The 26,840-nt window shown below is 73.0% G+C and carries 23 protein-coding genes and 1 pseudogene; 7 read left to right on the top strand and 17 right to left on the bottom strand.

Going from position 1 to position 26,840, the window contains the following annotated elements; translation table 11 throughout:
* Positions 1–21: 21 nt before the first annotated feature.
* Positions 22–1,236, bottom strand: coding sequence for a globin domain-containing protein (locus tag ABT297_RS18930; RefSeq protein WP_350550950.1), 1,215 nt, complete (start codon positions 1,234–1,236; stop codon positions 22–24).
* A 289-nt stretch (positions 1,237–1,525) separates the two neighbouring features.
* On the opposite strand from ABT297_RS18930, the gene ABT297_RS18925 reads away from it, so the two are divergent.
* Positions 1,526–2,224, top strand: coding sequence for a helix-turn-helix transcriptional regulator (locus tag ABT297_RS18925; RefSeq protein ID WP_350550947.1), 699 nt, complete (start codon positions 1,526–1,528; stop codon positions 2,222–2,224).
* A 24-nt stretch (positions 2,225–2,248) separates the two neighbouring features.
* Here the strand turns inward: ABT297_RS18925 and ABT297_RS18920 are convergent, their stop codons facing one another.
* From ABT297_RS18920 to ABT297_RS18910, 3 genes are read right to left on the bottom strand one after another with little or no spacing between them, the layout of a single operon-like run.
* Entirely contained in the window at positions 2,249–3,082 is an 834-nt protein-coding gene (locus ABT297_RS18920; RefSeq protein ID WP_350550944.1) for a DUF1028 domain-containing protein, read from the bottom strand.
* 23 nt (positions 3,083–3,105) lie between these two features.
* Positions 3,106–3,660, bottom strand: a complete 555-nt coding sequence (locus ABT297_RS18915; RefSeq protein ID WP_350550941.1) for a hypothetical protein — start codon at positions 3,658–3,660, stop codon at positions 3,106–3,108.
* Positions 3,657–4,379, bottom strand: coding sequence for a TetR/AcrR family transcriptional regulator (locus ABT297_RS18910; RefSeq protein WP_350550938.1), 723 nt, complete (start codon positions 4,377–4,379; stop codon positions 3,657–3,659). Before ABT297_RS18910 ends, ABT297_RS18915 begins: the two co-directional genes overlap by 4 nt.
* Before the next feature lie 49 nt (positions 4,380–4,428).
* Here ABT297_RS18910 and ABT297_RS18905 point away from each other — a divergent pair, with 49 nt between their 5' ends.
* From ABT297_RS18905 to ABT297_RS18890, 4 genes and pseudogenes are all read left to right on the top strand, one after another.
* Positions 4,429–5,925 (top strand): MFS transporter, encoded by a 1,497-nt coding sequence (locus tag ABT297_RS18905; RefSeq protein WP_350550935.1) that lies wholly within the window; start codon positions 4,429–4,431, stop codon positions 5,923–5,925.
* A gap of 49 nt (positions 5,926–5,974) precedes the next feature.
* The gene (locus ABT297_RS18900) at positions 5,975–6,448 is read left to right on the top strand and encodes a phage holin family protein (protein ID WP_350550933.1); all 474 of its coding nucleotides are present in this window, start codon (positions 5,975–5,977) and stop codon (positions 6,446–6,448) included.
* An 89-nt stretch (positions 6,449–6,537) separates the two neighbouring features.
* Positions 6,538–6,672 (top strand): annotated as a pseudogene (locus ABT297_RS43170) (DUF3618 domain-containing protein); the annotation flags it as partial.
* 220 nt (positions 6,673–6,892) lie between these two features.
* Positions 6,893–7,159 (top strand): DUF4235 domain-containing protein, encoded by a 267-nt coding sequence (locus ABT297_RS18890; RefSeq protein ID WP_350550927.1) that lies wholly within the window; start codon positions 6,893–6,895, stop codon positions 7,157–7,159.
* A 291-nt stretch (positions 7,160–7,450) separates the two neighbouring features.
* Here ABT297_RS18890 and xylB read toward each other — a convergent pair whose 3' ends face one another.
* The 3 genes from xylB to ABT297_RS18875 form a co-directional block, all read right to left on the bottom strand.
* Entirely contained in the window at positions 7,451–8,845 is a 1,395-nt protein-coding gene (xylB, locus tag ABT297_RS18885) for a xylulokinase (RefSeq protein ID WP_350550924.1), read from the bottom strand.
* 34 nt (positions 8,846–8,879) lie between these two features.
* Positions 8,880–10,040 carry a xylose isomerase gene (xylA, locus tag ABT297_RS18880; RefSeq protein WP_350550921.1) on the bottom strand — a complete coding sequence of 387 codons (1,161 nt, stop codon included), beginning with the start codon at positions 10,038–10,040 and terminating at the stop codon, positions 8,880–8,882.
* Between the two features lie 150 nt (positions 10,041–10,190).
* Positions 10,191–11,117, bottom strand: coding sequence for an ROK family protein (locus ABT297_RS18875; RefSeq protein WP_350550918.1), 927 nt, complete (start codon positions 11,115–11,117; stop codon positions 10,191–10,193).
* A 1,028-nt stretch (positions 11,118–12,145) separates the two neighbouring features.
* Here ABT297_RS18875 and ABT297_RS18870 point away from each other — a divergent pair.
* Both ABT297_RS18870 and ABT297_RS18865 read left to right on the top strand, forming a co-directional pair.
* Positions 12,146–12,601, top strand: a complete 456-nt coding sequence (locus ABT297_RS18870) for an RrF2 family transcriptional regulator (RefSeq protein WP_350550916.1) — start codon at positions 12,146–12,148, stop codon at positions 12,599–12,601.
* Between the two features lie 139 nt (positions 12,602–12,740).
* Entirely contained in the window at positions 12,741–12,959 is a 219-nt protein-coding gene (locus ABT297_RS18865) for a hypothetical protein (protein WP_350550914.1), read from the top strand.
* Between the two features lie 41 nt (positions 12,960–13,000).
* On the opposite strand, the gene ABT297_RS18860 is transcribed toward ABT297_RS18865, so the two are convergent.
* From ABT297_RS18860 to gltB, 10 genes are all read right to left on the bottom strand, one after another.
* Complete coding sequence (locus tag ABT297_RS18860) at positions 13,001–13,501, bottom strand: NADPH-dependent FMN reductase (protein WP_350550911.1); 501 nt, start codon at positions 13,499–13,501, stop codon at positions 13,001–13,003.
* A gap of 130 nt (positions 13,502–13,631) precedes the next feature.
* The gene (locus tag ABT297_RS18855; protein ID WP_350550908.1) at positions 13,632–14,087 is read right to left on the bottom strand and encodes an RrF2 family transcriptional regulator; all 456 of its coding nucleotides are present in this window, start codon (positions 14,085–14,087) and stop codon (positions 13,632–13,634) included.
* 4 nt (positions 14,088–14,091) lie between these two features.
* Positions 14,092–14,961 carry an acyl-CoA thioesterase gene (locus tag ABT297_RS18850; RefSeq protein ID WP_350551035.1) on the bottom strand — a complete coding sequence of 290 codons (870 nt, stop codon included), beginning with the start codon at positions 14,959–14,961 and terminating at the stop codon, positions 14,092–14,094.
* A gap of 47 nt (positions 14,962–15,008) precedes the next feature.
* Positions 15,009–16,430: a pyruvate kinase gene (pyk, locus tag ABT297_RS18845; protein WP_350550905.1), complete on the bottom strand. Its 1,422-nt coding sequence runs from the start codon at positions 16,428–16,430 to the stop codon at positions 15,009–15,011.
* 211 nt (positions 16,431–16,641) lie between these two features.
* Positions 16,642–17,793, bottom strand: coding sequence for a mechanosensitive ion channel family protein (locus ABT297_RS18840; protein ID WP_502885590.1), 1,152 nt, complete (start codon positions 17,791–17,793; stop codon positions 16,642–16,644).
* A 51-nt stretch (positions 17,794–17,844) separates the two neighbouring features.
* On the bottom strand, positions 17,845–18,951 hold the full coding sequence (locus ABT297_RS18835) for a S8 family serine peptidase (RefSeq protein ID WP_350550902.1): 1,107 nt from the start codon (positions 18,949–18,951) through the stop codon (positions 17,845–17,847).
* Positions 18,948–20,147 (bottom strand): hypothetical protein, encoded by a 1,200-nt coding sequence (locus tag ABT297_RS18830; RefSeq protein ID WP_350550899.1) that lies wholly within the window; start codon positions 20,145–20,147, stop codon positions 18,948–18,950. The genes ABT297_RS18835 and ABT297_RS18830 overlap by 4 nt, the downstream gene beginning before the upstream one ends.
* Entirely contained in the window at positions 20,147–20,539 is a 393-nt protein-coding gene (locus ABT297_RS18825; protein ID WP_350550896.1) for a hypothetical protein, read from the bottom strand. Before ABT297_RS18825 ends, ABT297_RS18830 begins: the two co-directional genes overlap by 1 nt.
* Positions 20,540–20,659: 120 nt before the next feature.
* Positions 20,660–22,135: a glutamate synthase subunit beta gene (locus tag ABT297_RS18820; RefSeq protein ID WP_350550893.1), complete on the bottom strand. Its 1,476-nt coding sequence runs from the start codon at positions 22,133–22,135 to the stop codon at positions 20,660–20,662.
* A complete protein-coding gene (gene gltB / locus ABT297_RS18815; protein ID WP_350550890.1) occupies positions 22,128–26,672 on the bottom strand; it encodes a glutamate synthase large subunit in 4,545 nt (1,514 codons plus the stop codon). The genes ABT297_RS18820 and gltB overlap by 8 nt, the downstream gene beginning before the upstream one ends.
* Positions 26,673–26,840: the final 168 nt, after the last annotated feature.

Here is a 26,840-nt window from a genome sequence, read left to right as displayed (position 1 = left end):
CGGCAGCGGGAAGAGCGATACTCAGTTGGGCAGCATCTCGGGCCCGAAGACCTCGTACGCGATCCGTTCGCCCGGCACCCCCCGGCGCAGCAGGCCGGCGCGCACGTGGCTCATGAACGGCAGCGGCCCGCACAGGTGCACATCGGCGTCGGCCGGCACCGGGATGAGCGCGGGATCGACCCGGCCCGTGTCGACGCGGGTGGCGAGCGTCGCCAGCGCCGCGTCCGGGGCGCCGTGCTCGTACCACAGGTGCATCCGCAGGCCCGGCAGGGCGCGGCGAAGCTCCGGCAGGTGCCGGCGCAGGGCGTGGGTGTCGCCGGTCCGGTCGGCGTGGACCAGCACGACCGGGCGTCCGGCGTCGCGCCGGGCCAGGTGGTGCAGCGCCGACATCGCCGGCGTGATACCGATGCCCGCGCTGACCAGCAACAGCGGGCCGTCGCCGGGCACGCTGCTGACATCGCCGAAGGGCGGGCTCAGGCGCAGCAGGTCACCGACGGCGACCCGCTCGTGCAGGAAGCTCGATACGGCCCCGTCGGGGCTGCCGGCCTGTCCGCGCAACCGCTTGACGGTGATCTGCCACGTGGGCAGCCCCGGCGCCCCGGACAGGCTGTACTGGCGGATCTGCCGACCCGCGCCGTCGCCGAGGTCGACGGCGACCGAGACGTACTGCCCGGGGACGAACTCGCCGGCCGGGTCGCCGTCGGCGGGTACGAGCGTGAAGGAGACGACGTCGTCGGTCTCGAGGGTGCGCTCGACGACGCGCCAGGCGCGCCACACCGCGGCGGGATCGTCCAGGCCGGCGGCGTGGTACAGCCGGGCCTCGCGGGCGACCAGCTCACAGGCGAACAGCCAGTAGACCTCGTCCCAGGCACGGGCGATCTCGTCGGTGACCGCGTCGCCGAGCACCTGCCCGACGGCGGCCATCAGGTGCCGGCCGACGATCGGATACTGCGCGGGCGTGATACCCAGCGACGCGTGCTTGTGGGCGATGCGCTCGACGACCGGTCCCCACGGCACCGTGTCCTCGCCGAGCAGGTGCCCGGCGTAGGCCACGACGGCCGCGGCCAGGGCCTGGCGCTGCCGGCCGGTGGCCTGGTTGCCCCGGTTGAACAGGTCGAGCAGGTCGGGGTGGGCGGCGAACATCCGCGAGTAGAAGGCGCCGGTGATCGCTTCGGCGTGCTCGCGCACGACCGGCAGGGTCGCGCGGACGACGGTGGCGGACGAGGGGCTGAGCATGACTCTCCTTATTTCGGAGGGAAGGGGTTGGTCGCCGGGAAGACGGCGTTCCTCCACGGGAGACAGCCACGGGAGCGGGAGGAGATGACGGCGCCGGTGCGGTGGCGGCGCCGTCAGCGGTGGGAACACCACTCGTCGAAGGCGCGCCGAATGTGCTGACCGGTCATCACGGCGGGAACGGTACGGCCGTCAAAAGGCGCCGGACAGGGTCGAAAGGCCCTGAATCGGGCTGTGACATGAGACCCCTTCCATGGTTTTGATGGCGTTTGGCGTTATAATGTTACCCATCATGAAAATGGCGCGGACAGGTCCCACCGGGGAGACGAACGACACCCCCCGCCACCGGGCGCTGGGCTCGGAGAGCCGGGCGACGATCGTGCGGCTGGTCCGCGCCGCGGCCGGCGGGCTCACCGCCGCCGACGTGGCCGCCACCACCGGGCAGCACCTGTCCACCACCCGCGCCCACCTGGACCGGCTGGTCGATGCCGGGCTGCTGGTGAAGGCCCGGCCCAGCGGCGGCGCGCCGGGCCGACCGGCCTGGCGCTATCGGGCCGTCGGCGCCGATCCCGCCCCCGCGCCGTACCGGACGCTGACGAAGGCCCTGCTGGAGCACCTGTCCCCCGCCCGCGGCGACATCCGCCAGGCGGCCGCCCGCGTGGGGCGCGACTGGGGACGGCAACTGGCCGCGGCCGCCCCGCCGCACGCCGGCCCGGTCGACGCCGTCACCGCGGTGCTGCGCGGCCTCGGCTTCGACCCGCACCGGCAACCCGGGCCGGCCGGCGGCGCCGGGGCCGAGGTGCATCTGCGCGCCTGCCCCTTCCTGGACCTCGTGGGACAGAACCCGGACGCGATGTGCGGCCTGCACGCCGGCATGGTGCGCGGCGTGCTGGAGCACCGCGGCGCCGGCGGCGACAGCGCGGTCCTGGAGCCCTTCGGCGCCCCCGACGCGTGCGTCGTACGCCTGTCCCCGGCCCGCCGCCGCGACTAGAGAGCGGTTGCGCGGGGTCCAGGGTCATGCCGCGGGCGCGTCGCCCCCGGACGAGGCGGCCCGCAGCTGGGCGAGCACCAGCGGATCGATCGCACCGTCCACGAGCCGCTCCTCGAGGTTCGCCACGCCGGCCCAGCCGGACAGGTCGGCGTGGCCGAGTGCGGTCAGCCGGTCGCGGACCTCGTCGGCGAGCGCGCCCTCCAGGGGCAGCAGCGTGGCCGGGTCGGGCTTGCCGAGGTACAACTCCCAGAGGCCGATGAGGCCACCCATCCGGGTCACCGGATCCGGATCGTCGTCGACGCGCAGGTCGACCTCGACGTCGCTCAGCCCGCTGTAGCCGGCACCACGGCGCACGACGAACAGGGCGGCGCTCTGCCGGCCGCGGCTGTCGCCGCCGGCGGCGTCCCCGGCGGCGAGGGCGCCGTGCAGTCGCCGGGCCAGCGTCAGGCCGGGGGCGGCGAGCCAGGCCCGCTCCATCTCGGCGACGACGGCGGGGCCGGCGAGGATGTTGCCCTGGATGGCGTACCCGTCGCCGGCGACGCCGCCGGCCCACGCGAAGCACTCGCCGCCGGTGTAGGTGGCGCCGTCGCCGGCCGGGCCGACGACGCCGAGCTGGCGGGTGGCGCGGCCGGGGTCGGCGGCGGTGAGTCCGGCGATCACGTCGGCGGCGGCGGTGCCGGTGCGCAGCATGGCGAGGCCCTGCGCGCGGTAGGCGAGGTTCGCGAACGCCTGGGTGGCGAGGGCGCCGACATCGGCCTCGGCGGCCGGTACGGCGGCGCCGACGGCGAGGAACTTGCTGGCGACAGCGACGCCGATGGACTGGCCGTCGGCGGAGCGCCCGACGATCGAGAACGTCATGGGCCACACCGTAGTGCAACGTTTCAGTCCGGAATGACTCCCGAGGGCTGGGACAAGCAGACGAACGGGCCGCGCACGCCGGCGCTGAAGCGTTCGGCGGCGCGCAGGGCGATCTCGACGCGCCGCTGCGGGGCCATGCGGGACTGGGCGGTGGCGAAGAGGGCGCCGAGGGCGATCTCGTCGCCGACCCCGACGGCGGCGTACCCGTCGGCGGCCTCGGCGACCTGGTAGTCGTCGTGCACGGTGAAGAGCCGGCCCTTGACGCCGACGAGGAACGTGCCGCCCTCCTCACGCTCGCTGTCGCGGCGAGCCCAGCCACCGGTCTTGAGGCACTCGCGGACGGCGTCGATGAACCGGGTGGCCATGAAGCGTTCGATGTCGCCGACGGGCTTCGGGGGTTTGAGCGCGTACCGGATGAGCTGCCCCATCCGGAACGACGTGGTGAAGCCGAACAGGTACCCGCTGTTGTGGAAGACCTTGGTGTCGGCCCGGACGGTGAGGCTCCAGCCGGACGCGCCCGCGCTGTCGCCGCCGATGTACACGGTGCCCTGGTGCACGAGTCCCACGATGGCGGTCACCGCCCGTCACCGCCGCGGGCGTGCCGGGCGAGGCCGCCAAGCATGAGGTCGATGGCGAACGCGAACCGCTCGTCGCCGCTGCCCTCGACCATGGTTGGGGCCATGGCGACGAGGTTGGGGAACTCGTCGGCGGGCAGGTTGGCGAGGTAGTCGCGGACCTGGGCGAAGTACGGCGCGGAGTCGGCCTCGGTGCGCCGGCCGCGCTCGGCGTGGATCGCGGCCTCGATGGCGTCGGCGACGACGACGAGCGACAGCTGGTCCAGGCTCCAGGCGGCGATGCGGTCGGGGATGCCGGCGCCGCGCAGGACGGCGAGCATCGCCTCGGTGTACCGCAGCGAGTTGGGGCCCACGGGGATGCTGGCCCGGGCGACCTTGACGAGGTCGCGGTGGGCGCAGAAGACCGCGCGGCTGGCGTAGCAGCTGCGCTTGATCTCGTCGGCCCAGTCGGGCGCGGCCGGGGACGGCAGCGGGACCTCGCCGATGACCCGGTCGAGCAGCTGCTCGAGCAGCTCCTCCTTGTTGGCGAAGTACGCATACAGCGACGCCGCTCCGGTGCCGAGCTCCTGCGCGACGCGTCGCATGCTGAGCGCGTCGAGGCCGTCGCGGTCGACGAGACGCAGGGCCGCGCTCAGCACCGCCTCCGCGCTCAGGGGCTGGCGGGCGGCCGGCGGCTTCTTCGGCGCCCGCCATGGTGGGGCGGGGATGGCGGCTGCGGGCACCCGGCAATATTACTTGACACGAACAGTGTTCGAAGCTAGAACGACGTTCGTGATTAACGAACAGCGTTCGAACTCCGATCCCTACCGCTGGAAGTGGGCCGTCCTCGCCGTCGTGCTGGCCGCCGAGGTGATGGACCTCCTCGACGCCACGATCATCGCCATCGCCGGCCCGTCCATCCGCGCCGATCTCGGCGGTGGCACCGGGTTCCTGCAGTGGCTCGCCGCCGGCTACACCCTCGCGTTCGCCATCGGCCTCGTCACCGGTGGCCGCCTCGGCGACATCTTCGGCCGCCGCCGCATGTTCATGGCGGGCGCCGCCGGGTTCACCCTGATGTCGCTGCTGTGCGCGGTCGCCCCGGGCCCGGCCTGGCTGGTCGCGTTCCGCGTGCTGCAGGGCCTGTCCGGCGCCGTGCTCATCCCGCAGGGGCTGGGCCTGATCAAGGCGGCGTTCCCGCCCGAGCGGATCGGCGCGGCGTTCGGCGCGTTCGGCCCCGTCATGGGCCTGTCCGCGGTCTGCGGGCCGATCCTCGCCGGACTGCTCGTCGGCGCCGACCTGTTCGGCACCGGCTGGCGGATGATCTTCCTGGTCAACCTGCCGGTGGGCCTGGCCGCGCTCGCCGGTGCCGCGCTGGTGCTGCCCCGCGCCGCCGCCGGGCGCGATCCCGCGCTGCGCCTGGACCTGCCCGGCACCGCGCTGCTCGGCGCGGCGCTGCTCCTGCTCGTCTTCCCCCTCGTGCAGGGGCGCGAGCTCGGCTGGCCCTGGTGGTGCTGGGCGGCGATGATCGCGTCCCTGCCGGCCTTCGCACTGTTCGGGCTCTACGAGCGCCGCCGCACCCGCGCCGGGCACAGCCCCCTGGTGGAGCCGTCCCTGCTGGCCAAGCGCCGCTTCAACGCGGGTCTCCTGGTCGGGCTGATCTTCTTCTCCGGGCTCATGGGCCTGACCCTCGTCCTCAGCGTGTACCTCCAGCTCGGCCTCGGCTACTCCCCGCTGCGCGCCGGCCTCGCCCAGGCGCCGTGGGCACTCGGCACCGCCGTGGGGGCCGTCGCCTCGCAGGCCCTGGGCGCCCGGTTCGGCGGCCGGCGGCTGCTCGTCGGCGGTACCGCGGTCGTCGGCCTCGGCGCCGCGGCGCTGCTGGCCACCCTCGCCGCCACCGGCGGGACCGGTCTCGGCACGCCGTGGCCCCTGGTGCCGGCCCTGCTCGTCCTCGGCGCCGGCATGGGCGCGTCGATGGCGCCGTACTTCGATATCGTCCTCGCCGCCGTCGACGAGCACGAGGTCGGCTCCGCGTCGGGCACCCTCACCGCCGCGCAGCAGGTCGGCGGCGCGGTCGGCGTCGCCGTGCTCGGCACCGCGTTCTTCTCCTGGCTCGGCACCGGCGGCGGTTTCACCGGCTCGCTGCAGCGCGTGCTGTGGCTCGAGATCGGCCTGCTCGCCCTCGCCGGCGGGCTCGCATTCCTGCTGCCGGCCCGGGCCCGCGAGGAGCCGGAGTCGCCGCACGGGACGCCCGGGGCCAGTGGGGCGCCCGCGGCCACAGTTGCGGGTTAGGTCCCGGCCCGGGCGGGGAATCAGGTAAGTACGGCCGAGAGGAGAAACCATGACGTACACCCTGAACGACCGCCCGGCCGCTCCGCCGCGCGTAGAGAACCCGGTCGCCGGCCCCGCGACACCGGTCGGCGACCGGTCCACGGCAGAGCTCGTCAGGCTCGCCGCCGAGCAGATGTCCACGCTGGTGCGCGACGAGTTGAAGCTTGCCCAGATCGAGCTCACCCAGAAGGGCAAGCGGGCCGGCGTCGGGGCCGGCATGTTCGGCGGCGCAGGCGTCGTCGCGTTCTACGGCGTCGGCGCGCTGCTGGCGGCCGCCGTCATCGGCCTGGCCGCGGCCGTGCCGGCGTGGCTGTCGGCCCTGATCATCGGCGCGGTACTGCTGGTCATCGCCGGCGTGCTGGCGATGCTCGGCCGCGGCCAGATGCGCAAGGCGGGATCGCCGATGCCGGAGGGCGCGGTCGCCGGCGTCCGCGCCGACATCGACGTCATCGCCGCCTCGGTCAAGCATGGGGGGCAACGATGACCGCGGCCGAACCCAGATACGACCGCTCCGGCCGCGGCGGCGACCGGTACAGCCACAACGGGCACAACGCGACCCTCGACGCGGCCGCGCTGCGCGAGGAGATCGCCCGGACCCGTGCCGGCCTCGGCGAGACCGTCGAGGCGCTCGCCGCGAAGGCGGACGTGAAGGCCCGCGCCCAGGAGACGATGCACTCCTCGGTCACGGCCGCGAGGCTGCGCATGCGCGAGGGCGTCGAGCAGGTGGCGGTCAACGCCGCCTACGCGGGCCGCGAGCTGCGCACCAACCCGCGGCGCAGCGTCGAGGCGGGGATGCGCCGGGTGGTCCGCTCGGCGCGGGAACGCCCGGCGCCGTGGGTCGTCGGCTCCGCGCTGCTGATCCTGGCCGCGCTCATCCGCTACCGCAACCACCGGCCGTGACGCCGCCACCCCGACGGATGGAGCCCAGGTGAGCAAGCTGTTGTACAAGCCGTTGAGCATCGCGTCCGGCATCGCCGGCGGGGTGGCGGCGGGCTTCGTGTTCAAGCAGGTGTGGAAGCGCCTGGCCGGCGAGGAGTACGCGCCCGAGGCGACGTCGCGGGAGTACGGCTGGGCCGAGGTCCTGGCCGCCGCCGCCCTCCAGGGCGCGATCTTCGCGGTGGTGAAGGCGGCCATCGACCGCGGCGGCGCCGCCGGCGTGCGCCGGCTCACCGGCCGCGCTGAGCTGTGTGTGTAAGAAATGGCTGCCATGGCAGCCATTTCTTACACACGACTCGCTACCGCGGCAACGCTCGCACTCCCGGCCGGGAACCGCCGCGCGCAACCGGGACGCCCCAGAGTCATTGCTGCGGACGCGATCCAGCGCCCGGCCGCACGAGGGAGCGGCCCGGCGCGCGGGATTGCGGAGCCGGGCTGCGAACGACCGGCGCCGCAGCCCGCCGCGACCGCGGTGCGGGCCGGGGCGCGAACCCCGGCCCGTCACCACAGCGCTCTCGTCATCCGTGCGGCCGCGTCAGCCGCGGTCCCGTCACCGCAGCAGGGCCTGCGCGCGGTCGCGCACCTCGGCGTACACCTTGCGGATCCCCTCGGCGGGAACGGCGGTGACCTCGGCCGCGGACACCGGCCACGCCGGCGCCTCGGCCGTGCCGCGCAGCGCCCACGCCGCCTGGCGGGCCGCGCCGAGCGCCACGTACTCCCCCGGCTCCGGCACGCTCACCGGCATCCCGAGCAGCGCCGGCGCGATCGCCCGGACCGCCGCCGAGGCCGCGGCGCCGCCGATGAGCAGCACCCGCTCCACCGGCACGCCGACCGCGCGGACCGCGTCGAGCCCGTCGGCCAGGCCGCACAGCATGCCCTCGTACGCGGCGCGGGCCAGGTTCGCCGGCCCGGCGTTGGCGCGGGTGAGGCCGTTGAGCAGGCCGCGGGCGTCGGGCAGGTTGGGGGTGCGCTCGCCGTCGAGGTAGGGCAGCAGCGTCAGCCCGCCCGCTCCCGGCTCCGCCGACAGCGCCAGCTCGTCTAGTTTGGACAGTGGCACGCCGAGCAGGTCCGCGGCCGCCGTGAGCACCCGTGCCGCGTTCAGCGTCGCGACCAGCGGCAGGTGCCGGCCGCTCGCGTCGGCGAATCCGGCGACCGTACCGCCGGGGTCGGCCACCGGCGTCGCGCAGACCCCGAACACGGTGCCGGACGTGCCCAGCGACACCACCACGTCCCCGGGACGCAGGCCGAGGCCGAGCGCCGCGGCCATGTTGTCGCCGGTGCCGGGGGCGAGCAGCGCGCCGCCCTCGGTCTCGCCGACGACCTCGGCCGGCCCGGCGACCCGGGGCAGCGCGAGGTCCCGCCCGAACGCCAGGCGCACCAGGTCGGTGCGGTACCGCCCGGTGGACGGCGACCAGTACCCGGTCCCGGAGGCGTCGCCGCGGTCCGTGGTCGGCTCCGCACCGCGGCCGGCCCGCAGCCGGTGCGTGATCCAGTCGTGCGGCAGCATGACGGCCGCCGCGCGGGCCGCGACGTCGGGCTCGTTGCGGGCCACCCAGCGCAGCTTCGTGACGGTGAAGCTCGCCACCGGGACCAGCCCGACGGCCTCGGCCCAGCCGGCGGCGCCGCCGGGCAGCTCGCCGATCAGGTCCTCGGCGGCGCCGGCGGAGCGGGTGTCGTTCCACAGCAGCGCGTCGCGGACGACCTCGCCGGCCTCGTCGACCAGGACCATCCCGTGCTGCTGCCCGCCGACGCCGATCGCGGCGACCCCGTCGAGCAGCCCACCGGCGATCGCCTCCTGGAACGCGCGCCACCAGTGCTCGGGCGCGACCTCGGTCCCGTCCGGATGGCCGGCGCGGCCCTCCCGAAGGACCGCGCCGGTGTCCGCGTCACACACGAGCACCTTCGTCGACTGGGTGGACGTGTCCACCCCGGCGACGAGGGTCATGCCGAAATCTCCGCTCCGCTGCGCTCCGGGCCGGTCATGAACGCACCCCGAGCAGGTGCTCCATCGCCAGCTGGTCGAGGCGCTCGAACGCGCCGCCGCGCGCGGCGAGCTTGTCCACGTCGAACTCCTCGGCGCGCAGCGACTCGATCGTCTCGCCCTCGGCCAGCGTCGGCTCGTAGAGCTCCTCGACCCGGGCCGCCGCCAGCGCCGCGGCCACCTCGGGGTCGGCGCGGAACGAGCGCACCCGCTCGCGCAGGATCAGGTAGTTGCGCATGCAGGCGCGGGCGGTCTCCCACACCCCGTCGTAGTCCTCGGTGCGCGGCGGCTTGTAGTCGAAGTGGCGGTAGCCGGTGTACCCGCCGGTCTCGAGCACGTCGACGGTCCAGAACGCGCCGCGGAGGTTTCCGGCGCCGAAGCGCAGGTCCTGGTCGAAGCGCGGCCCGTGCTGGCCGTTGAGGTCGAGGTGGAACAGCTTGCCGTGCCACAGGGCCTGGGCGATGCCGTGGGCGAAGTTCAGCCCCGCCATCTCCTCGTGGCCGACCTCCGGGTTGAGCCCCACCCGCGCGGGCTCCTCGAGCGTCGCGATGAGCGCGAGGGCGTGGCCGATGGTGGGCAGCAGGATGTCGCCACGGGGCTCGTTGGGCTTGGGTTCAAGCGCGAACCGGATGTCGTACCCCTGGTCGCGCACGTAGGCGCACAGCAGGTTGAGCCCTTCGCGGTAGCGGTCCAGCGCCGCGGCGACGTCCTTCGCCCCGCCGGACTCGGCCCCCTCGCGCCCGCCCCACAGCACATACGTCTCGGCCCCGAGCTCGGCGGCGAGGTCGATGTTGCGCAGCACCTTCTTCAGCGCGAACCGCCGGACCGCGCGGTCGTTCGAGGTGAGCCCGCCGTCCTTGAAGATGGGGTGGCTGAACAGGTTGGTGGTGACCATCTCGACCCGCAGGCCCGTCTCTTGCAGCGCGTCCTTGAAGCGCCCGATGAGCTTGTCGCGGGTCGCGTCGTCGCTGCCGAACGGGATCAGGTCGTCGTCGTGGAACGTCACCGCGGCGGCGCCGAGGTCCGACAGCCGGTGCACCGCCTCGACCGAGTCCAGCGGCGCACGCGTCGGCCCGCCGAACACATCCTGGGCCTGCCAGCCGACGGTCCACAGCCCGAAGGAGAACTTGTCCTCGCGGCTGGGCTGGTAATCGTTCATGAGCTACCTCTTCGCAGGCGGGGTGTTGGCGGATGTGGGCCTCAGGCTACGCCGCGAGCCGGGGTTAGTTCAAGAAAAGAACTAACCCCGAGCCGGACCGGCCCACCGCCCATCCCCGCCTGGCGGAACAGAGCGCCGCGTTCTGGAAGGTCAGGCGCGGAAGACCACGCGGTAGTACGTCTCCGAGTGCTGCAGGGCGAGCAGCACCGCTCCGCGGACCTCGGCGTCCGGGCCCAGGACCGAGGCGCGGATTTCCACGCCGCGCAGCGCGGGCGCCAGGGCGTGCCGGGCCGCCGCGGCGCGTAGCGGGTCGAGCAGCAGGTCACCGATCGCGGCGAGGCCGCCACCGACCACGACGAGCGCCGGGTTGTACGCGTTGATCAGCCACGACGCCGCCAGGCCGAGGTGCTCGCCGACCGTGGCGATGACCCGCCCGGCCACGTCGTCGCCGGCCTGCGCGGCCGCCGCCACGTCGCGGGCGTCGAACCCGTCCGCCTCTGCCAGCGCCGAGGCCTCCCCCGCCGCCAGCGCGCGCCGCGCGGCCCGCACGATCGCCGGTCCCGACGCCACCGTCTCCAGGCAGCCGACGTTGCCGCAGTTGCACGGCTCGTCGATGCCCGGCACCGCGTTGTGCCCGATCTCCCCGGCGGTGCCGCCGACGCCGTGGAACACCCGGCCGTCGGAGAGGATCCCGGCGGACAGGCCGGTGCCGGCGTACAGCAGCGCCAGGTCCCCCACCCGCCCCCCGGCCCCCTCGAGGTTCTCGGCGACGGCCGCGGCCTGCCCGGCATTGTGGACGTAGACGGGCGCGCCGAGCTCGGCGGCGAGGATGTCGCGGACCGATACGTCGCGCCAGCCCAGGTTGGGCGCCAGCAGGCACACGCCGGTGTGGAAGTCGGTGAGCCCCGGCAGCACGGCGCCGACCGCGGCGATCTTCGCACCCGGCAGCCCGGCCCCGGCGATCGCGGCGCGCACCTCGGCCGCCACGAGCCGCAACACCACCTCGGGATCGGCGGGCGCGGGCTCGTCCCGGAACGCACCCGCCGCCGGCCCACCCCCCGACCCGACCCCGTTCAAAGCGGCACCACCCGGAGCAGCCCCACCAGGCCCGACCCCGTCCAGAGCGGCGCTATCCGGCTCGACCCCGTCCGGAGCAACACCATCCGGAGCAATCCCACCAGGCCCAGCCTCGTCCAGAGCGACACCACCTGGAGCAGCTGCACCCGACCCGGCCCCACCCGGACCCGCCACACCGGACCCAACCCCACCCGAAGCGGCACCACCCGGACCCGCCGCACCCGGAGCGGCACCACTCGGAACACGCCTACCCGGGCCGCCCCCGTCTGCAGCGGCGCCATCCGGACCGGCGCCATCCAGCTCGACGCCATCCGGTCTGACGCCATCCGACCGGGCGTCATCCGACCTAGCGCCATCCGAAGTGGCGCCATCCGCAGTGGCGCCATCCGCAGTGGCGCCATCCGCAGTGGCGCCATCCGAAGTGGCGCCATCCGAAGTGGCGCCATCCGAAGTGGCGCCATCTGGAGTGGCCGCGCCTGGACCGGCAGCGAGCGGCCGGGGCGCCGCGGGGGTCGGCGGATCGGCGGAAGTCACGGAGGGTGCGCCGGCGGGCGGGGTCATGCCGGGGCGCGGGGTCGGGAACTCGCGGCGGGCGATCTCCTCGCCGGCGGCGTCGCCGATCGCGATCGCGGTGCGGCGGGCGCCGATGTGCACGCCCACCACCAACTGGGAGCGGGCGTTGAACTCCAGCAGGATCGGGGGGCGCCCGCCGCTGACCGCGGTGGAGCCGGGGCCGATCTCGCGCACCAGGCCGTCGGCGATGAGCTCGTCGACGATCGCGGACACCGTGGGCTTGGCCAGGGTCGTCGAGCGTGCGATGCTCGCCCGCGAGACCGGGCCACCCTCCTTGACCAGGGCAAGCACCAGTGAGCGATTGACCTCTCGCATCACGTTGTGGTCGGCGCCGCGGCGTGGCTCATCGGATCGCATAGTCCGACAAGCTACCCCGGGGATCGCCCGTGAGCGGGCACCCTACATTGGTATAGGAAATCCAGTACCACAAGCCCGGCCGGAAAGGCAGTCTTTCGATGCACATCTCGGCGCGCGGGGATTACGCGGTGCGAGCCTCCCTCGGGCTCGCCGCCGCCTATCCGGCGGTGGTCTCGGCCGCCGGCCTCGCCGACGAACAGGACATGCCCCGCAAATTCCTCGAGGCTGTGCTCGGCGACCTTCGCCGGGCCGGCCTGGTTCGGGGGCAACGAGGCGTCGACGGGGGGTACGTGCTCACCCGCCAGCCGTCGGAGATCATGGTCGGCGACGTGTTACGCGCCGTCGACGGGCCGCTCGCGGAGGTCCGCGGAGTGCGGCCCGAGGAGGCGTTGTACTCCGGGACCGCCGAACACCTGCAGCAGCTGTGGGTCGCCGTGCGGGCCTCGGTGCGCAACGTGCTCGACGAGGTCAGCCTCGCCGACGTGGTGCGCGGGCGGATGCCGGCCCACGTGCGCCGGCTGACCACCCCACCGGCGGCCTGGCAGCCTCGATAGCCCCGACAACCCCAATAGCCCCGACAGCCCGGCCGCCGTGGCAACACGGCGGCCACGGGCGCAGACCGGAGCGGCGCCGGAGGTGCCGGTCTGGGCGAACCGTGCCCGCAGATGCGGGGCCGCGCCCTACGCTCGGATCATGTCGAAAGCGCACGACCCGTATCTGCAGGCCGCCGAGGGCTTCCTGCACAGCATCCGCGCCGAGCTGGACATGGCCGACGATCTCGAGCTGGACCGGACGCTGCGGGTGACGCAGACCTATGCGCTGGTCAGCATCGCCCGGTCGCTCAACGAGTTGATCGAGCACGGCACCGGTGGCACGGCGGCGCCGATGATGGCCGCCTCGCTGCACAACTGACGCCGGGGCGGGCGGGCCGCTCACGCGGGCAGCGGCGCCGGTCAGGGCGCCTCGGCGGCGGCGAAGGAGTCGCCGATCCGCGCCACGTACTCGGTGGCGGCGGTGCCGGCGTTGGCCAGTTCCGGCTCCACCACGGCCAGGCCGGGCTGCACTGGCACGGCGCCGAGCTCGTTGAGCAGCTCCTGCAGGTGGCGCTCGGTCGCCTCGGCCTGGGGACGGACGCCGGCGGTGACGACCGTGACGGCGGCGACGTCGCGCAGGGCGTCGGCGGGGAGCTGGTCGAGCAGGACCTTCAGGACGCCGGTGTAGGTCCCCTTGTAGGTCGGGGTCGCCACCACCAGCAGGCTCGCGCGGCGCAGCCGGCTGAGCGCGTCGAGGACCACGCCGTCGCCGGGCTGCAGCAGGCGGGTGCCGAGGGCCGCGACGTCGATGGTGTGCGGTACCGGCTGGGACAGCCGCTCGGCGAGCGCGGCGCCGACCTCCTCGGCCAGGTGCAACGTGCGCGAGTGAGGGCGCGGGTTCCCGGAGAGCACGACGATCATGCGCCGATCCTATCTCCTATAAACCCGATCGAAAATAGCGAGTACGGGCCTCTTGGCACCGCGGACCCGATGTCTCGCGGGAGGAACGGTCCGCGAGTGAAGCGGACCCGAGTCCCGGAATGCAAGCCCCTCAGACCCAGGCGCGCGGGTCGGCGACCAGGTTGCGCACCCGCTCCGGCAGCTCGCCCGTCACCACGTCCTCGATCGTGACCGTCTCCAGGATCAGCCGCTCGTTGGCGCGCAGCGCGATCCACACGTCCTGCAGTGCGGAGGCGGCGCCATGGTAGCCGAGCTCCTCCGGGCGCTGGCCGCGGACGTTGGCGAGGGGGCCGTCGATCACGCGGATGATCTCGGCCAGGGAGATGTCGCCGGCCGGGCGGGCCAGTCGGTAGCCGCCCTCGGGGCCGCGCTGCGCCACGACGATGCCGCCCCGGCGCAGCTGCAGCAGGATGCTCTCCAGGAACTTCGGCGGAATCTCCTGGGCCGAGGCGAGGCGGTCCGCGGTCACCAGCTTGCCGTCCGCGGAGGTGGCCGCCAGCTCGCTCACCGCGCGCAGCGCGTAGTCAACTCTGGCCGAAAGGCGCATGTTCTCATCCTCCCACGCGCCGCAACAGGCCTTCCTGCACGGCTGTCGCGATGTGACGTCCGTCGAGGGTGAACATGCGGCCCTCCGCCAGGCCGCGCGCGCCGGACGCGGACGGGCTCGCGCAGTCGTAGAGGAACCACTCGTCGGCGCGGAAGGGGCGGTGGAACCACATCGCGTGGTCGAGGCTCGCACCGACGAAGCCGCCTGGTCCCCAGACGGCGCCATGCGCGGCCAGGACCGAGTCGAGCAGCGTCATGTCGGAGGCGAACGTGAGCACGCAGGTGTGCAGGACCGGGTCGTCGGGCAGCTTGCCGTCCAGGCGCATCCAGACCCGCTGGCGGGCCTCGGCCGGGCGGTCGCCGGGAGGGACCCAGCCGGGCTCGCCGACGTAGCGGACATCGATCGGGCGCGGGATGACCGCCCAGATCCCGGCCCGCTCCTCGTACTTCGCCATGCGCTCCGCCATCGTCGGCAACTCGTCGGGCGGGGGCACGTCCGCGGGGGCCGGCTCGTGGTGGTCCAGGCCCTCCTCGTGGCGGTGGAACGAGGCGGACATGAAGAAGATCACCTTGCCGTGCTGCTCGGCGACGGAGCGGCGCACCGAGAACGACCGGCCGTCTCGAATGTTCTCCACGGTGTACGTGATCGGCACGCTCGGATCGCCCGGGCGCACGAAGTAGCCGTGCAGCGAGTGGACCCGCCGCTGCGGGTCGACGGTGCGCCCGGCGGCGACCAGGGCCTGGCCGGCCACCTGCCCGCCATAGACACGCTGGGGGCCGACCGGCGGGCTGATGCCCAGGAACCGGTCGTCCCCCAGTGCCTCAAGATCCAGGAGCCGGACGAGCTCGTCCACCGCGGCCTGCCCGCTCACCAGTTCGGTCACACGGACAATCTACGCAAGGGCCGACCCTCCGGGTCCGCTCAGTCGTGTGACAGTGCTCCCAGCTGGTGGACCCGCAGCGTGTTCGTCGAGCCCGGGGTGCCGGGCGGCGAGCCGGCGACGATGACCACGTCGTCGCCGGGCGCGAGCCACGGCAGCCCGACGAGGGCCATGTCGACCTGCTTGAACATCTCGTCCGTGTGCGCCACGAACGGCACGTCGAACGTCTGCACGCCCCAGCTGAGGGTGAGCTGGTTGCGGACCGTGGGCTCCGGGGTGAAGGCCAGCAGCGGCAGCTCGCAGTGCAGCCGGGCGAGGCGGCGCACCGTGTCGCCCGTCTGGGAGAACGCGACCAGCGCCTTCGCGCCGATGTTGCGCGCGATGTTGGAGGCCGCCGAGGTGAGCGCGCCACCCTTGGTGCGCGGGTCGTGCTGCAGCCGGGGCACGGACAGCGAGCCGGCCTCGGTGGTCGCGACGATGCGGGCCATCGTGGAGACGGTCAGGATGGGGTACTTCCCGACGCTGGTCTCCCCGGAGAGCATGACGGCGTCGGCGCCGTCGAGCACCGCGTTGGCCACGTCGGAGGCCTCGGCCCGGGTCGGCCGCGCGTTCTCGATCATCGAGTCGAGCATCTGGGTCGCGACGATGACCGGCTTGGCCTGCTCGCGGCACAGCTGCACGGCCCGCTTCTGCACCAGCGGCACCTGCTCGAGCGGCATCTCCACGCCAAGGTCGCCGCGCGCGACCATGACGCCGTCGAACGCGTTGACGATGGCCTCGAGGGAGGCGACCGCCTCGGGCTTCTCGACCTTCGCGATAACCGGGCGGCGGATGCCCTCCTCCGCCATGATCTCGTGGACGAGCTTGATGTCGTCGGGCGAGCGCACGAAGGACAGCGCGATCCAGTCCGCGCCGAGGCGCAGCGCGAAGCGCAGGTCCTCGGCGTCCTTCTCCGACAGCGCCGGCACGCTCACGGCCACGTTCGGCAGCGAGACGCCCTTGTTGTTGGAGACCGGGCCGCCCTCGGTGACGAGGACGGAGATGTCGTTGCCGGTGACGGTGACCACCTCGACGGCGACCTTGCCGTCGTCGATGAGCAGCCGGTCGCCGGGCTTGACCTCTTGCGGAAGCTTCTTGTACGTGCACGAGACCCGGTCGGCGGTGCCGAGGATGTCGTCACTGGTGATGACGACGGTGTCCCCGTTCCGCCACTCGTGCGGTCCGTCTGCGAAGCGGCCGAGACGGATCTTGGGACCCTGAAGGTCCGCGAGAACTCCCACGGGGCGGCCGGCGGCGATGGCGGCTTCCCGGACGAGGTTGTATACCGAGGCATGATCTTCATGGCTACCGTGGCTGAAGTTGAGCCGCGCGACGTCCATCCCGGCGTCGACTAGGCCACGGAGCCGCTCGGCCGACGATGTCGCCGGGCCGAGCGTACAGACGATTTTGGCGCGTCGAGTCACATCTCGAGGCTAGCCCCTTCGCCACCGCGCGTTTCGGCTGCCCCGGCCACACGCCATCAGTTGAGACGCCGTCCACCGGGGGTTTCCCCGATACTGGTCCGTTGGCCACCGTACCGGCGGCGGCCCTGCCGGCGGGCGACTGATCCACTTCTGGGCTTTTGTCATGAACTGTACAGTTTTGTGGGCGGCCGGCTGGTCTCTGCCCGGATCATTACTCGCGCCCGGTGAACGCCTCCGCGCGGGCCCGGCCGTCGACGCTGTGACTGAACACCCGCGAGTCCCCGTCGGTGGTGACGGTCTGACCGGTGAGCGTCGCGTGCAGCGGCATCGCGGAGTTCATCTCGGCCCGCATGCGCGGCAGCGCCGACGGGTGCGCGTCGCGCAGCCAGGTCACGAGGTGCTCGCGCACGAAGCAGCGCAGGTCCCACAGCTTCGGCGCGTCCGGGGCGCTGACCAGGGCGCGCAGCCGCATCGCCTGGCCGGTGGCCTCGACTACCTGCAGCACCGACACCCGCCCGTCCCACAGATCCGTCGACTCGAGCGCCCGGCGCAGTTCCTCGCGCATCTCCGGCACCGGCAGCCACCAGTCCACGTCGAACATGACCGCGCCGAGCAGCGCCGACTCGGTGCGGGTCCAGTTCTCGAACGGCTTCTCGGTGAAGTACGAGGTCGGCAGGATCAGCCGCCGGTCGTCCCACACGTGCACGACCACGTGCGACAGGGTGATCTCCTGTATGCGCCCCCACTCGTTCTCGACGATGACCACGTCGCCGAGGCGCACCGCGTCGGAGAACGCCAGCTGCAGCCCCGCGAACATGTTGCGCAGCACGCTCTGCGCCGCGAGACCGGCGATGACGCCCGCGAAACCGGCGCTGGCGAGCACGCTCGTGCCCACGAGCCGCGCCTGGGGAATCGTCATGAGCATCACCGCGCCGGCGAGCACCGCCACGACGGCCACCGTGACCCGCCGCATCATCACCACCTGCGTGTGCACGCGCCGGGCCGTACGGTTGTCCGGCACGTCGGTGCGCACCCGCGACAGCGCGGTATCCTCGAGCACCACGAGCAGCGACACGAGCAGCCAGGCCGCCGCCGCGATGATGACCAGTTGATCGGCACGCAGGAACGCGTGCCGCCAGGCCGCCCCGTTGGCGGTGGCGCGCACCGCGAAGTACACGGCGCAGAGCACGACGACCCATTGCATCGGCCGGTGGATCCGGTTGGCGAGCTCGCAGAAGAACTTCGACTGCCGTCCGACCCGCAGGATCATCTTGTGCAGGACCTGGACCGCGAGCAGCCCCAGCAAAGCGGCCCCGAGCGCAACGCCCAGCGGCGCGAGCGTGTCAACGACCGTGTTCCCCATTCTGCGCGCCTTACCCGCCAGGGGTGACCGCCACACGCTAACTGGAGGTGATCACCCTCGCGGCAGCCGCCGCCTCCGCACCGCGATCACCAGCCCCCCGAGGAGCACCACCACCCCGCCGACGAGCAAGACGGCCCGGACCGCCCGGTCACCCCCCGCGGGCTGTGCGCCGCCGGCATCCACCACCGATCCACCCCCCGACGACGAGACCGCCACGGACGGCACATCGGCGGTGAGCGCGGCCACGGGGTTCACGATCCCGAAGCCGTACTCGTCGTCCCGCCCGGGCTTACCCATGTCGGTAGCGGTGGCCGTGATCCGGTGGACGACCTCGGCCCCGGAGAGCCCCGGAAACCTGGCCCGCACCAGCGCCACCACCCCGGCCACGATCGCGGTAGCGTCGCTCGTGCCCGTGGCGGGGGCGTACTTGCCGAACGGCCTCGTCGAGACAACATCCACCGCAGGTGCGACGACCAGCACCTCAGGCCCGGTCGCCGATATCGACGCGTGGTCGCCGTTACGGTCTGTGCCACCCACCGCCAGCACTCCCGGCAGCTTCGCGGGGAATCCGACCGTGGCCGCATCCGGCGTATTGCCGACTCCTGCGACCACAACGACGTCCGATCTCAGGGCACGCTCAACGGCGTCCCGGACCTGGGAGTCCTCGCCGGTGACCGCAGCCACGCAGATAACCTTCGCACCGTGATCGACGGCCCAGTTGATGCCCTCCGCGAGAAACGCCGTCACCCCATGTCCGTCGTCGTTACGCAAGGTCTGCAGCGGCAGAACCATGGCCTTCGGCGCCACGCCGAGCACACCACCGCCGTTCGGAAGGCCGCGCCCGGCGATCAGGCCGGCCATCGCGGTGCCGTGGCCGAGGAAGTCGACTCTCCCGTCGGTGTCGTTGCCCTCCCCGAAACCCTTCCCGGGTAACACCGCCTCGGCCAGCTCCGTGTGCTTGACGTCGACCCCAGTGTCCGGAAGGCCGACCACCACCCCCTCGCCCTGGCTGATCTTCTGCGCCTCCGGAATGGACAGTGCGGCGAGGTGCCATTGCAGAGTCCGGATGTTGTCAGCGGCCACTGGGCGTGCAGCCCCCATCACCACCAGGACGATCGCAAGCACCGTGGCGCTCGCGCGCCGGAGCGAAACGATCAACGGTCGATCCCCAACACACCCGGACCCGGGTCATGGCTCTGCGGACTGGTTGCATCGAGCACCGGAGACACCCCCTCGTCGACCGACCACAGCTCGTCGCTGTCGGTGCGCTTCGACCGGCGGCGCTCGGCATACCGCTCGAAGGAGTGGTCGCTGTACCCGCCCATCGTGCCGCCGGTTCCTCTCGATTTGGGCTCGCGCGACACAGCCGGCCTTCCGGTCATCTGACGCCGCGCCGATTGCGTGGACCCGGCCCGCGGACCAGCGCCGGCCATCGGCGTGGTGGTGAACTGGCCGCCTGCGGGATCGGACTGCCGGAGTGCGCCGATCACACCGCCCGGCCCGATGCCGCCGGGACGGAAAGCGACGGCGCTGGTCGTGCCCGGCGTCGGGTGGCCGGGGTCCACGCCACCGATGACTCCCACCTGGCCTGGCACGGAATAGCCAGCCCCTCCACCGCCGGCCGTGCTCGATTGGCCGGAGACGTCGCCGGCCAGGGCGGGCGTGCCGTCAGCGCCGAACGATCCGGCGCCGGAACCGCTATCGGGAAGCGCGCCGCCTACGGACATGGGCGGCGGTGGATGGAACACGGGCGCCGGCAGCACCGATTGGCCGCCTCCGGGCGCTCGACCGCTGGCGGAGGAGCCCGGACCGCCTCCCGAACCCGCCGTGATCGGGGTGATGGATTCGCCCGGGTTGTCAATGCGCCGATAGGGCGGCGGGCTGGAGTTGATCAACCCGGACGCCTTGGCCACCTTGGTGTCGGCCGCGATCAAGACGTTTCGGCCGTGCTGGTTCAACGCGGCGTGGTCCGCGTTCGCGACCGACAGGCCCTGGCCGGGGCTGCGGCCGGCGTACTCGTCCATCAATGGCTCCAGTTGGCGCCTCGCCTCGCGGATCGCGGCGAACACCTCGTCGACGCCCGTGCAGATGCGGCCGGCGGCGGCCGCGGTGTACGTCATCACATCGATCATGTCGTTGATTCGCCCGACGAACGCCATCGCGGCCTCGCTGCGGTCCGGGGGCCAGCCCTCGGTCAGGCGGTCCCGCTGCGCCCGCAAGTTGTCGCGTTGCTGCTCCAAGGCGGCGCGCATCCGGTTCAGGGCGTTGACGTGCGTGAAGCCGGTCTCGGGATCCTCGTCCTTGACCATCTCCCAGAGCTTGGGCAGCGTGTAGCCGTCGTAGGTCTGAGTCATCAGATCGGCCTGCGCGTGCTCGGGTCGACGGCGGCGGCGTCCGCGGCCACCGCTTCCTTCGCGCCCCGGAGCACGGTGGTGATGTCCTCGCCGGAGAGGGTGTCGGCGGTGGCGTATGCGTCGGCGATGGTGTGGGCCGCGCGTGCCATCACCTCGCCGTTGTACAGCAGGGCGTCCATCACCTCGTAGAGCTCCAGCAGGCGCGCGTGGTAATCCCGCGCGGCCTGCTGGACGGCCGGGCTTGCGGTCCGGGCGCCGAACGTCGGGAGTCCGGCGAAGATGTGCAGGGTCTGGAGCTTCTCCGACGACAGGTGGACGTCCAGGTCGCGCCGGAGCTCAGTGCCGAAGCCATGTACCGCCTGCGAGTCGACCGTGAAGCCCTGCTCGCTCATCGCACCCTCCCCGCCACGATGCGCATCGAACACCGTGACGGTACCGGAGGCTCCGCGACGCCGGCGACCCCGCGCGTTCGTTCCCGCAGAACGCGCGAATCCGGCGCTGGTAAGGGTCTCTCAGGCGGACAGGGCCGCCGCGGACGGGTCGACCGGCGAGGGCAGGTGGCCGTCGCTGCCGAGGTAGGCGTGGATCGACGCGGCGGCGGCGCGGCCCTCGGCGATCGCCCACACGATGAGCGACGCGCCGCGGTGCATGTCGCCGGCGACGAAGATGCCGGGGGCGCTGGTCTGCCAGTCGGAGCCGGTGTCGATGCCGCCCCGGCGGTTGCGGGTCAGGCCCAGCGTGGTCAGCAGCGGGCCCTCCTCCGTGCCCTCGAAGCCGATGGCGAGCAGGACGAGGTCGGCCGGGTACTCCCGCTCGGTCCCCTCCACGACGGTGACGGTCCGCCGGCCGTCCGCCCTCGAGACCTGGACCTCGGCGATGCGGACCGCGGTGAGGTTGCCGTCCGCGTCGCCCTCGAACGAGGTGACGGCGACGGCGAAGGCGCGCTCCCCGCCCTCCTCATGGGCGGGGTAGTTGCGCAGGATCCACGGCCAGGTCGGCCACGGGTCGCGGGACTCGTCGCGTTCCTGCGGGGGCACCGGGTACTGGTCGAGCTGCAGCACCGAGCGCGCGCCCTGCCGGTGCGCGACGCCGAGGCAGTCGGCGGCCGTGTCGCCGCCGCCGATGATGACGACGTGCTTGCCGGCGGCGGTGATCGACGCGGACGGCTGCTTGCCGGCGACGACGCGGTTGGCCTCGACGAGGTGCTCCATCGCGGGGTGGATGCCGCGCAGCTGCCGGCCCGGCGTCTCGGGCGTGTCCCGGCCGGCGAGGGCGCCGCAGGCCAGCAGCAGGGCGTCGTGCGACGCCCGCAGCTCCTCCACGGACACGGTCACGCCGACGTTGACGCCGGTGCGGAACTTCACGCCCTCGGCGCGCAGCTGCTCCAGGCGCCGGTCGATGTGCTCCTTCTCGAGCTTGAAGTCCGGGATGCCGTATCGCAGCAGCCCGCCGAGCGCGTCGTCGCGCTCGTAGACGGTGACGTCGTGCCCGGCCCGGGCCAGCTGCTGCGCGGCGGCGAGCCCGGCGGGGCCGGAGCCGACGACGCCGACGCTCTTGCCGGTGCGCTCCGGCGCGGGGCGCGGGGTGACCCGGCCGGACGCCACGGCCCGGTTGATGATCTCGACCTCGACCTGCTTGATGGTGACCGCCTGGCCGCCGGCGATGGCCAGCACGCAGGCGGCCTCGCACGGCGCCGGGCACAGCCGGCCGGTGAACTCCGGGAAGTTGTTCGTGGCGTGCAGCGCCTCGATCGCGAAGTCCCAGTCGCCGGTGCGGATCAGGTCGTTCCAGTCCGGGATGCGGTTGCCCAGCGGGCAGCCGTCGTGGCAGAACGGGATGCCGCAGTCCATGCAGCGGCCGGCCTGCTCCCGGATCAGCTCGTCGGAGGCGGACGGGTACACCTCCCGCCAGTCCCGCAGTCGGACCGGGACCGGCCGGCGGGCCGGCAGCCGCCGCTCGTGGCGCAGGAAACCGTTCGGGTCAGGCACGCGACACCTCCATGACGGCCGCGTCGACGTCGCGGCCGGCAGCCTCGGCGGCCCGTATCGCCTCCATCGCGCGCTCGAAGTCGCGCGGCATGACCTCGGTGAACTCCGCGACCGCGGAGTCCCAGTCGGCCAGCAGCCGCTCGGCCACGGCCGAGCCGGTCTCGGCGAGGTGCTCGCGCACGTGGGCGCGCAGCGCCTCCGGGTCGGACACCGGGCGCAGGTCGACCAGCTCCGGGTTGACCAGGGCGCGGTCGAGCCGCCAGACGAAGGCGACCCCGCCGGACATGCCCGCGGCGAAGTTGCGGCCGGTGGGGCCGAGCACGACGACGGTACCGCCGGTCATGTACTCGCACCCGTGGTCGCCCAGGCCCTCGACGACCGCGACGGCGCCGGAGTTGCGCACCGCGAAGCGCTCGCCGGCGCGGCCGCGCATGAACAGCCGGCCGGCGGTCGCGCCGTACAGCACGGTGTTGCCGCCGATGATCTGCTCCTCGGCGACGAACGGCGCGCGCTCGTCGGGCCGCACGATCAGCCGCCCGCCGGACAGGCCCTTGCCGACGTAGTCGTTGGCGTCGCCGACCAGCCGGAGGGTGACCCCGTGGGGGACCCAGGCGCCGAACGACTGCCCGGCGGTGCCGCGCAACGTGATGTCCACGGTGTCGTCGGGCAGGCCGGCGCCGCCGCCGACCCGTCGTACGATCTCGCCGCCCAGCATGGCGCCGACGGAGCGGTGTTCGTTGCGCACCGCGATCTCGAGCCGGATCGACTCGCCGGCGTCCAGGGCCGGCGACACCGCCGCGATGAGCTGGTTGTCCAGCGCCCGCTCCAGGCGGTGGTCCTGCTTGGTGGTCTGCCGCCGCGCCGCGTCGTCGGCGAGCGGGGGAACGTGCAGCAGCGGCGTCAGGTCCAGTCCACCGGCCTTCCAGTGGTCGACCGCCGGGCGCACGTCGAGCAGCTCGGTGTGCCCGATCGCCTCGTCGAGCGTGCGGAAGCCCAGCTCGGCCAGGTAGCCGCGGACTTCCTCGGCCATGAACCAGAAGAAGTTCTCCACGAACTCCGGCGAGCCGTTGAACCGCTTGCGCAGCTCCGGGTTCTGCGTGGCGATGCCGACCGGACAGGTGTCGAGGTGACAGACCCGCATCATGATGCAGCCGGAGACGATCAGCGGCGAGGTCGCGAAGCCGAACTCCTCGGCGCCCAGCAGCGCCGCCACGACCACGTCCCGGCCGGTCTTGAGCTGCCCGTCGACCTGGACGCAGACCCGGTCGCGCAGGCCCGACAGCAGCAGCGTCTGCTGCGTCTCGGCCAGGCCCAGCTCCCACGGCGTGCCCGCGTGCTTGAGCGAGTTGAGCGGCGAGGCGCCGGTGCCGCCGTCGTGCCCGGAGATCAGGATGACGTCGGCCTTGGTCTTGGCCACGCCGGCGGCGACGGTGCCCACGCCGACCTCGGAGACGAGCTTGACGTGCACGCGCGCCGCGGGGTTGACGTTCTTGAGGTCGAAGACGAGCTGCGCCAGGTCCTCGATGGAGTAGATGTCGTGGTGCGGCGGCGGGGAGATGAGCCCGACGCCGGGGGTGGCGTGGCGGGTCTTGGCGATCCACGGCCACACCTTGTTGCCGGGCAGCTGCCCGCCCTCGCCGGGCTTGGCGCCCTGGGCCATCTTGATCTGCAGGTCGTCGGCGTTGACCAGGTATTCGGTGGTCACGCCGAAGCGTCCGCTGGCGACCTGCTTGACCGCGGAGCGGCGGCGCGGGTCGTGCAGCCGCTCCGGGTCCTCGCCGCCCTCGCCGGTGTTGGACCTGCCGCCGATGTTGTTCATGGCGATCGCGAGCGTCTCGTGGGCCTCGGCCGAGATGGAGCCGTAGGACATGGCTCCGGTCGCGAACCGCTTCACGATCTCCGTGGCCGGCTCGACCTCGTCGAGCGGCACCGCGGGCCGCGTGCCGGTGCGCAGCTCGAACAGCCCGCGCAGGGAACCGGCCCGCCCGGCCAGCTCGTCGACCTTGGCGGTGTAGCGGCGGAAGACGTCGTACTGCCGGGACCGGGTCGCGTGCTGCAGCAGGAACACGGTCTCCGGGTTGAACAGGTGCAGCTCGCCCTCGCGGCGCCACTGGTACTCGCCGCCGACCTCGAGCCGCCGGTGCGCCCGCTCGGCCTCGTTGGCCGGGTAGGCCCGGGCATGCCGGACGGCGATCTCGGCGTGCACCTCGGCCAGGCCGATGCCGCCGATCTTGGTGGGCGTGCCGGTGAAGTACCGCTCGACGAACCGCGGGTCGAGGCCGACGGCCTCGAAGACCTGAGCACCGCAGTACGACGAGACGGTGGAGATGCCCATCTTGGACATGATCTTCAGGACGCCCTTGCCGAGGCCCTTGACGTAGTTGTGGATCGCCTTGTCCGGGTCGATGCCCGCCAGCGCCCCGGTGGCGATGAGGTCCTCGACGCTCTCGAAGGCCAGGTAGGGGTTGACCGCCGACGCACCGAAGCCGGACAGCAGCGCCACGTGGTGCACCTCGCGGCAGTCGCCGGACTCGACGATGAGCGACACCTGGGTGCGGGTCTGTTCGCGCACCAGGTGCTGGTGGACCGCGGCGGTGAGCAGCAGCGACGGGATCGGGGCCAGGTCGGCGGTGGAGTCGCGGTCGGACAGCACCAGGATCCGCACGCCGTCCTCGATGGCCTCGGACACGCCGCGCATGATCTCGACGAGGCGGCGCTTGAGGCCGGTCGCGCCGTCGCGGACCGGGTAGAGGCCCGACACCCGCACGGCCTTGAAGCCGGGCAGGTCGCCGTCGTCGTCGATGTCCAGGATCTTGGCCAGGTCGTCGTTGTCGATGACGGGGTACGGCAGGGCGATCTGGCGGCAGGACGCCGGCCCGGGCCGCAGGAGGTTGCCCTCCGGGCCGATGGTGGCGGCGACGCTGGTCACCAGCTCCTCGCGGATCGCGTCCAGCGGCGGGTTGGTGACCTGCGCGAACAGCTGGGTGAAGTAGTCGTACATGAGCCGCGGCCGGGTGGAGAGCACCGCGACCGGGGTGTCGGTGCCCATGGAGCCGAGCGGTTCGGCGCCGGTCCGGGCCATCGGGCCGATGAGGATCTTGAGCTCCTCCTCGGTGTACCCGAACGTCTGCTGCCGGCGCTGCACGGAGTCGTGGGTGTACACGATGTGCTCGCGCTCGGGCAGCTGGTCGAGGTCCATGAGCCCGGCGTGCAGCCACTCCGTGTACGGCTCGGCGGAGGCGAGCTCGGCCTTGATCTCGTCGTCGGTGCGGATGCGCCCGGCGGCGGTGTCCACGAGCAGCATTTTGCCCGGCGCCGAGCGGCCCTTGGCCACGATCGTGGCCGGGTCGAGGTCGAGCACGCCGGCCTCGCTGGCCAGCACGACGAGCCCGTCGCTCGTCTGCCACCAGCGGCCGGGGCGCAGGCCGTTGCGGTCGAGCACGGCGCCGACGACGGTGCCGTCGGTGAACGCGACGCTGGCCGGGCCGTCCCAGGGCTCCATGAGACAGGCGTGGAAGCGGTAGAACGCCCGGCGCAGCGGGTCCATGCGCGGGTCGTTCTCCCATGCCTCCGGGATCATCATCAGTACCGCGTGCGGCAGGCTCCGCCCGGCCAGGTGCAGCAGCTCCAGAACCTCGTCGAAGTTCGCCGAGTCCGACGCCTCGGGCGTGCAGATCGGGAACAGCCGGCGGATGTTGCCGGGCAGGTGCTCCGTGGCCAGCAGCGCCTCGCGGGCGGCCATCCAGTTGCGGTTGCCGCGGATCGTATTGATCTCGCCGTTGTGGGCGATGATGCGGTACGGGTGCGAGAGCTCCCACGACGGGAACGTGTTGGTGGAGAAGCGCGAGTGCACCAGGGCGATCGCCGAGGCCACCCGCTCGTCGGACAGGTCGGGGAAGTAGGACACGACCTGGTCCGGGGTGAGCATGCCCTTGTACGTGATCGTGCGCGAGGACAGCGACGGCAGGTACAGCTTGATACCGCGCTCGCGGGTCTCCCGCTCGGCCTGCTTGCGCACGCAGTAGACGACGCGGTCCAGCTCCAGGCCTGACAGCACCACGCCGGGCGAGCCGAGCCGCTCAGCGCTGAGGAACACCTGGCGGATGCGCGGCATGGCGACCAGAGCGGTGGCGCCGAGGTCGGTGGCGTCGATGGGCACGTCCCGCCAGCCGAGCACCTGGGCGCCCTCGACCAGCGCGTACTTCTCCAGCACCCGCTGGGCGCGCTCGGCGGCCTCGTCGTCGGTCGGCAGGAAGGCCAGGCCGGTCGCGTACTGCCCGGCGGGCGGCAGCGCGAACGGCACCACCTCGCGCAGGAACGCGTCCGGGATCTGGATCATGATCCCGGCGCCGTCACCGGTGTTGGGCTCCGCACCGCGGGCGCCTCGGTGATCCATCCGGCGCAGCGCCGTGAGCCCCTTGAACACGACGTCGTGGGACTGCCGGCCGTGGATGTCAGCGACGAAGGCGACCCCGCAGGCGTCGTGCTCAAAGGCAGGGTCGTACAGGCCCTGCCGCTCCGGTCGGGAATACACCATCGGGCCTCCTTGACGTTATCGAGTGCAAATCGGGACAACGTCGGCCCTGGGGAGCGGTCTTGCCAGTGTACGCGAAGAACGAGGGCAATTCGCATGATCGGTACTCGAGTCCGTACCCCATGCCGGCGAGCCCGCCGCGCGCAACAACGTACCGTGCGTACCGGCGGC

The organism is Dactylosporangium sp. NPDC000555, assembly GCF_040300025.1.
Taxonomy (GTDB): domain Bacteria; phylum Actinomycetota; class Actinomycetes; order Mycobacteriales; family Micromonosporaceae; genus Dactylosporangium.
This window is presented reverse-complemented; position numbering and strand designations above follow the sequence as displayed.

Bases quoted from the DNA above. Each gene is read 5' to 3' on its own strand.
- ABT297_RS18930 (WP_350550950.1), bottom strand. From the start codon at position 1,236: ATGCTCAGCCCCTCGTCCGCCACCGTCGTCCGCGCGACCCTGCCGGTC.
- ABT297_RS18925 (WP_350550947.1), top strand. From the start codon at position 1,526: ATGAAAATGGCGCGGACAGGTCCCACCGGGGAGACGAACGACACCCCC.
- ABT297_RS18920 (WP_350550944.1), bottom strand. From the start codon at position 3,082: ATGACGTTCTCGATCGTCGGGCGCTCCGCCGACGGCCAGTCCATCGGC.
- ABT297_RS18900 (WP_350550933.1), top strand. From the start codon at position 5,975: ATGACGTACACCCTGAACGACCGCCCGGCCGCTCCGCCGCGCGTAGAG.
- xylB (WP_350550924.1), bottom strand. From the start codon at position 8,845: ATGACCCTCGTCGCCGGGGTGGACACGTCCACCCAGTCGACGAAGGTG.
- xylA (WP_350550921.1), bottom strand. From the start codon at position 10,040: ATGAACGATTACCAGCCCAGCCGCGAGGACAAGTTCTCCTTCGGGCTG.
- ABT297_RS18870 (WP_350550916.1), top strand. From the start codon at position 12,146: ATGCACATCTCGGCGCGCGGGGATTACGCGGTGCGAGCCTCCCTCGGG.
- ABT297_RS18865 (WP_350550914.1), top strand. From the start codon at position 12,741: ATGTCGAAAGCGCACGACCCGTATCTGCAGGCCGCCGAGGGCTTCCTG.
- ABT297_RS18860 (WP_350550911.1), bottom strand. From the start codon at position 13,501: ATGATCGTCGTGCTCTCCGGGAACCCGCGCCCTCACTCGCGCACGTTG.
- ABT297_RS18855 (WP_350550908.1), bottom strand. From the start codon at position 14,087: ATGCGCCTTTCGGCCAGAGTTGACTACGCGCTGCGCGCGGTGAGCGAG.
- ABT297_RS18840 (WP_502885590.1), bottom strand. From the start codon at position 17,793: ATGGGGAACACGGTCGTTGACACGCTCGCGCCGCTGGGCGTTGCGCTC.
- ABT297_RS18830 (WP_350550899.1), bottom strand. From the start codon at position 20,147: ATGACTCAGACCTACGACGGCTACACGCTGCCCAAGCTCTGGGAGATG.
- ABT297_RS18825 (WP_350550896.1), bottom strand. From the start codon at position 20,539: ATGAGCGAGCAGGGCTTCACGGTCGACTCGCAGGCGGTACATGGCTTC.
- gltB (WP_350550890.1), bottom strand. From the start codon at position 26,672: ATGGTGTATTCCCGACCGGAGCGGCAGGGCCTGTACGACCCTGCCTTT.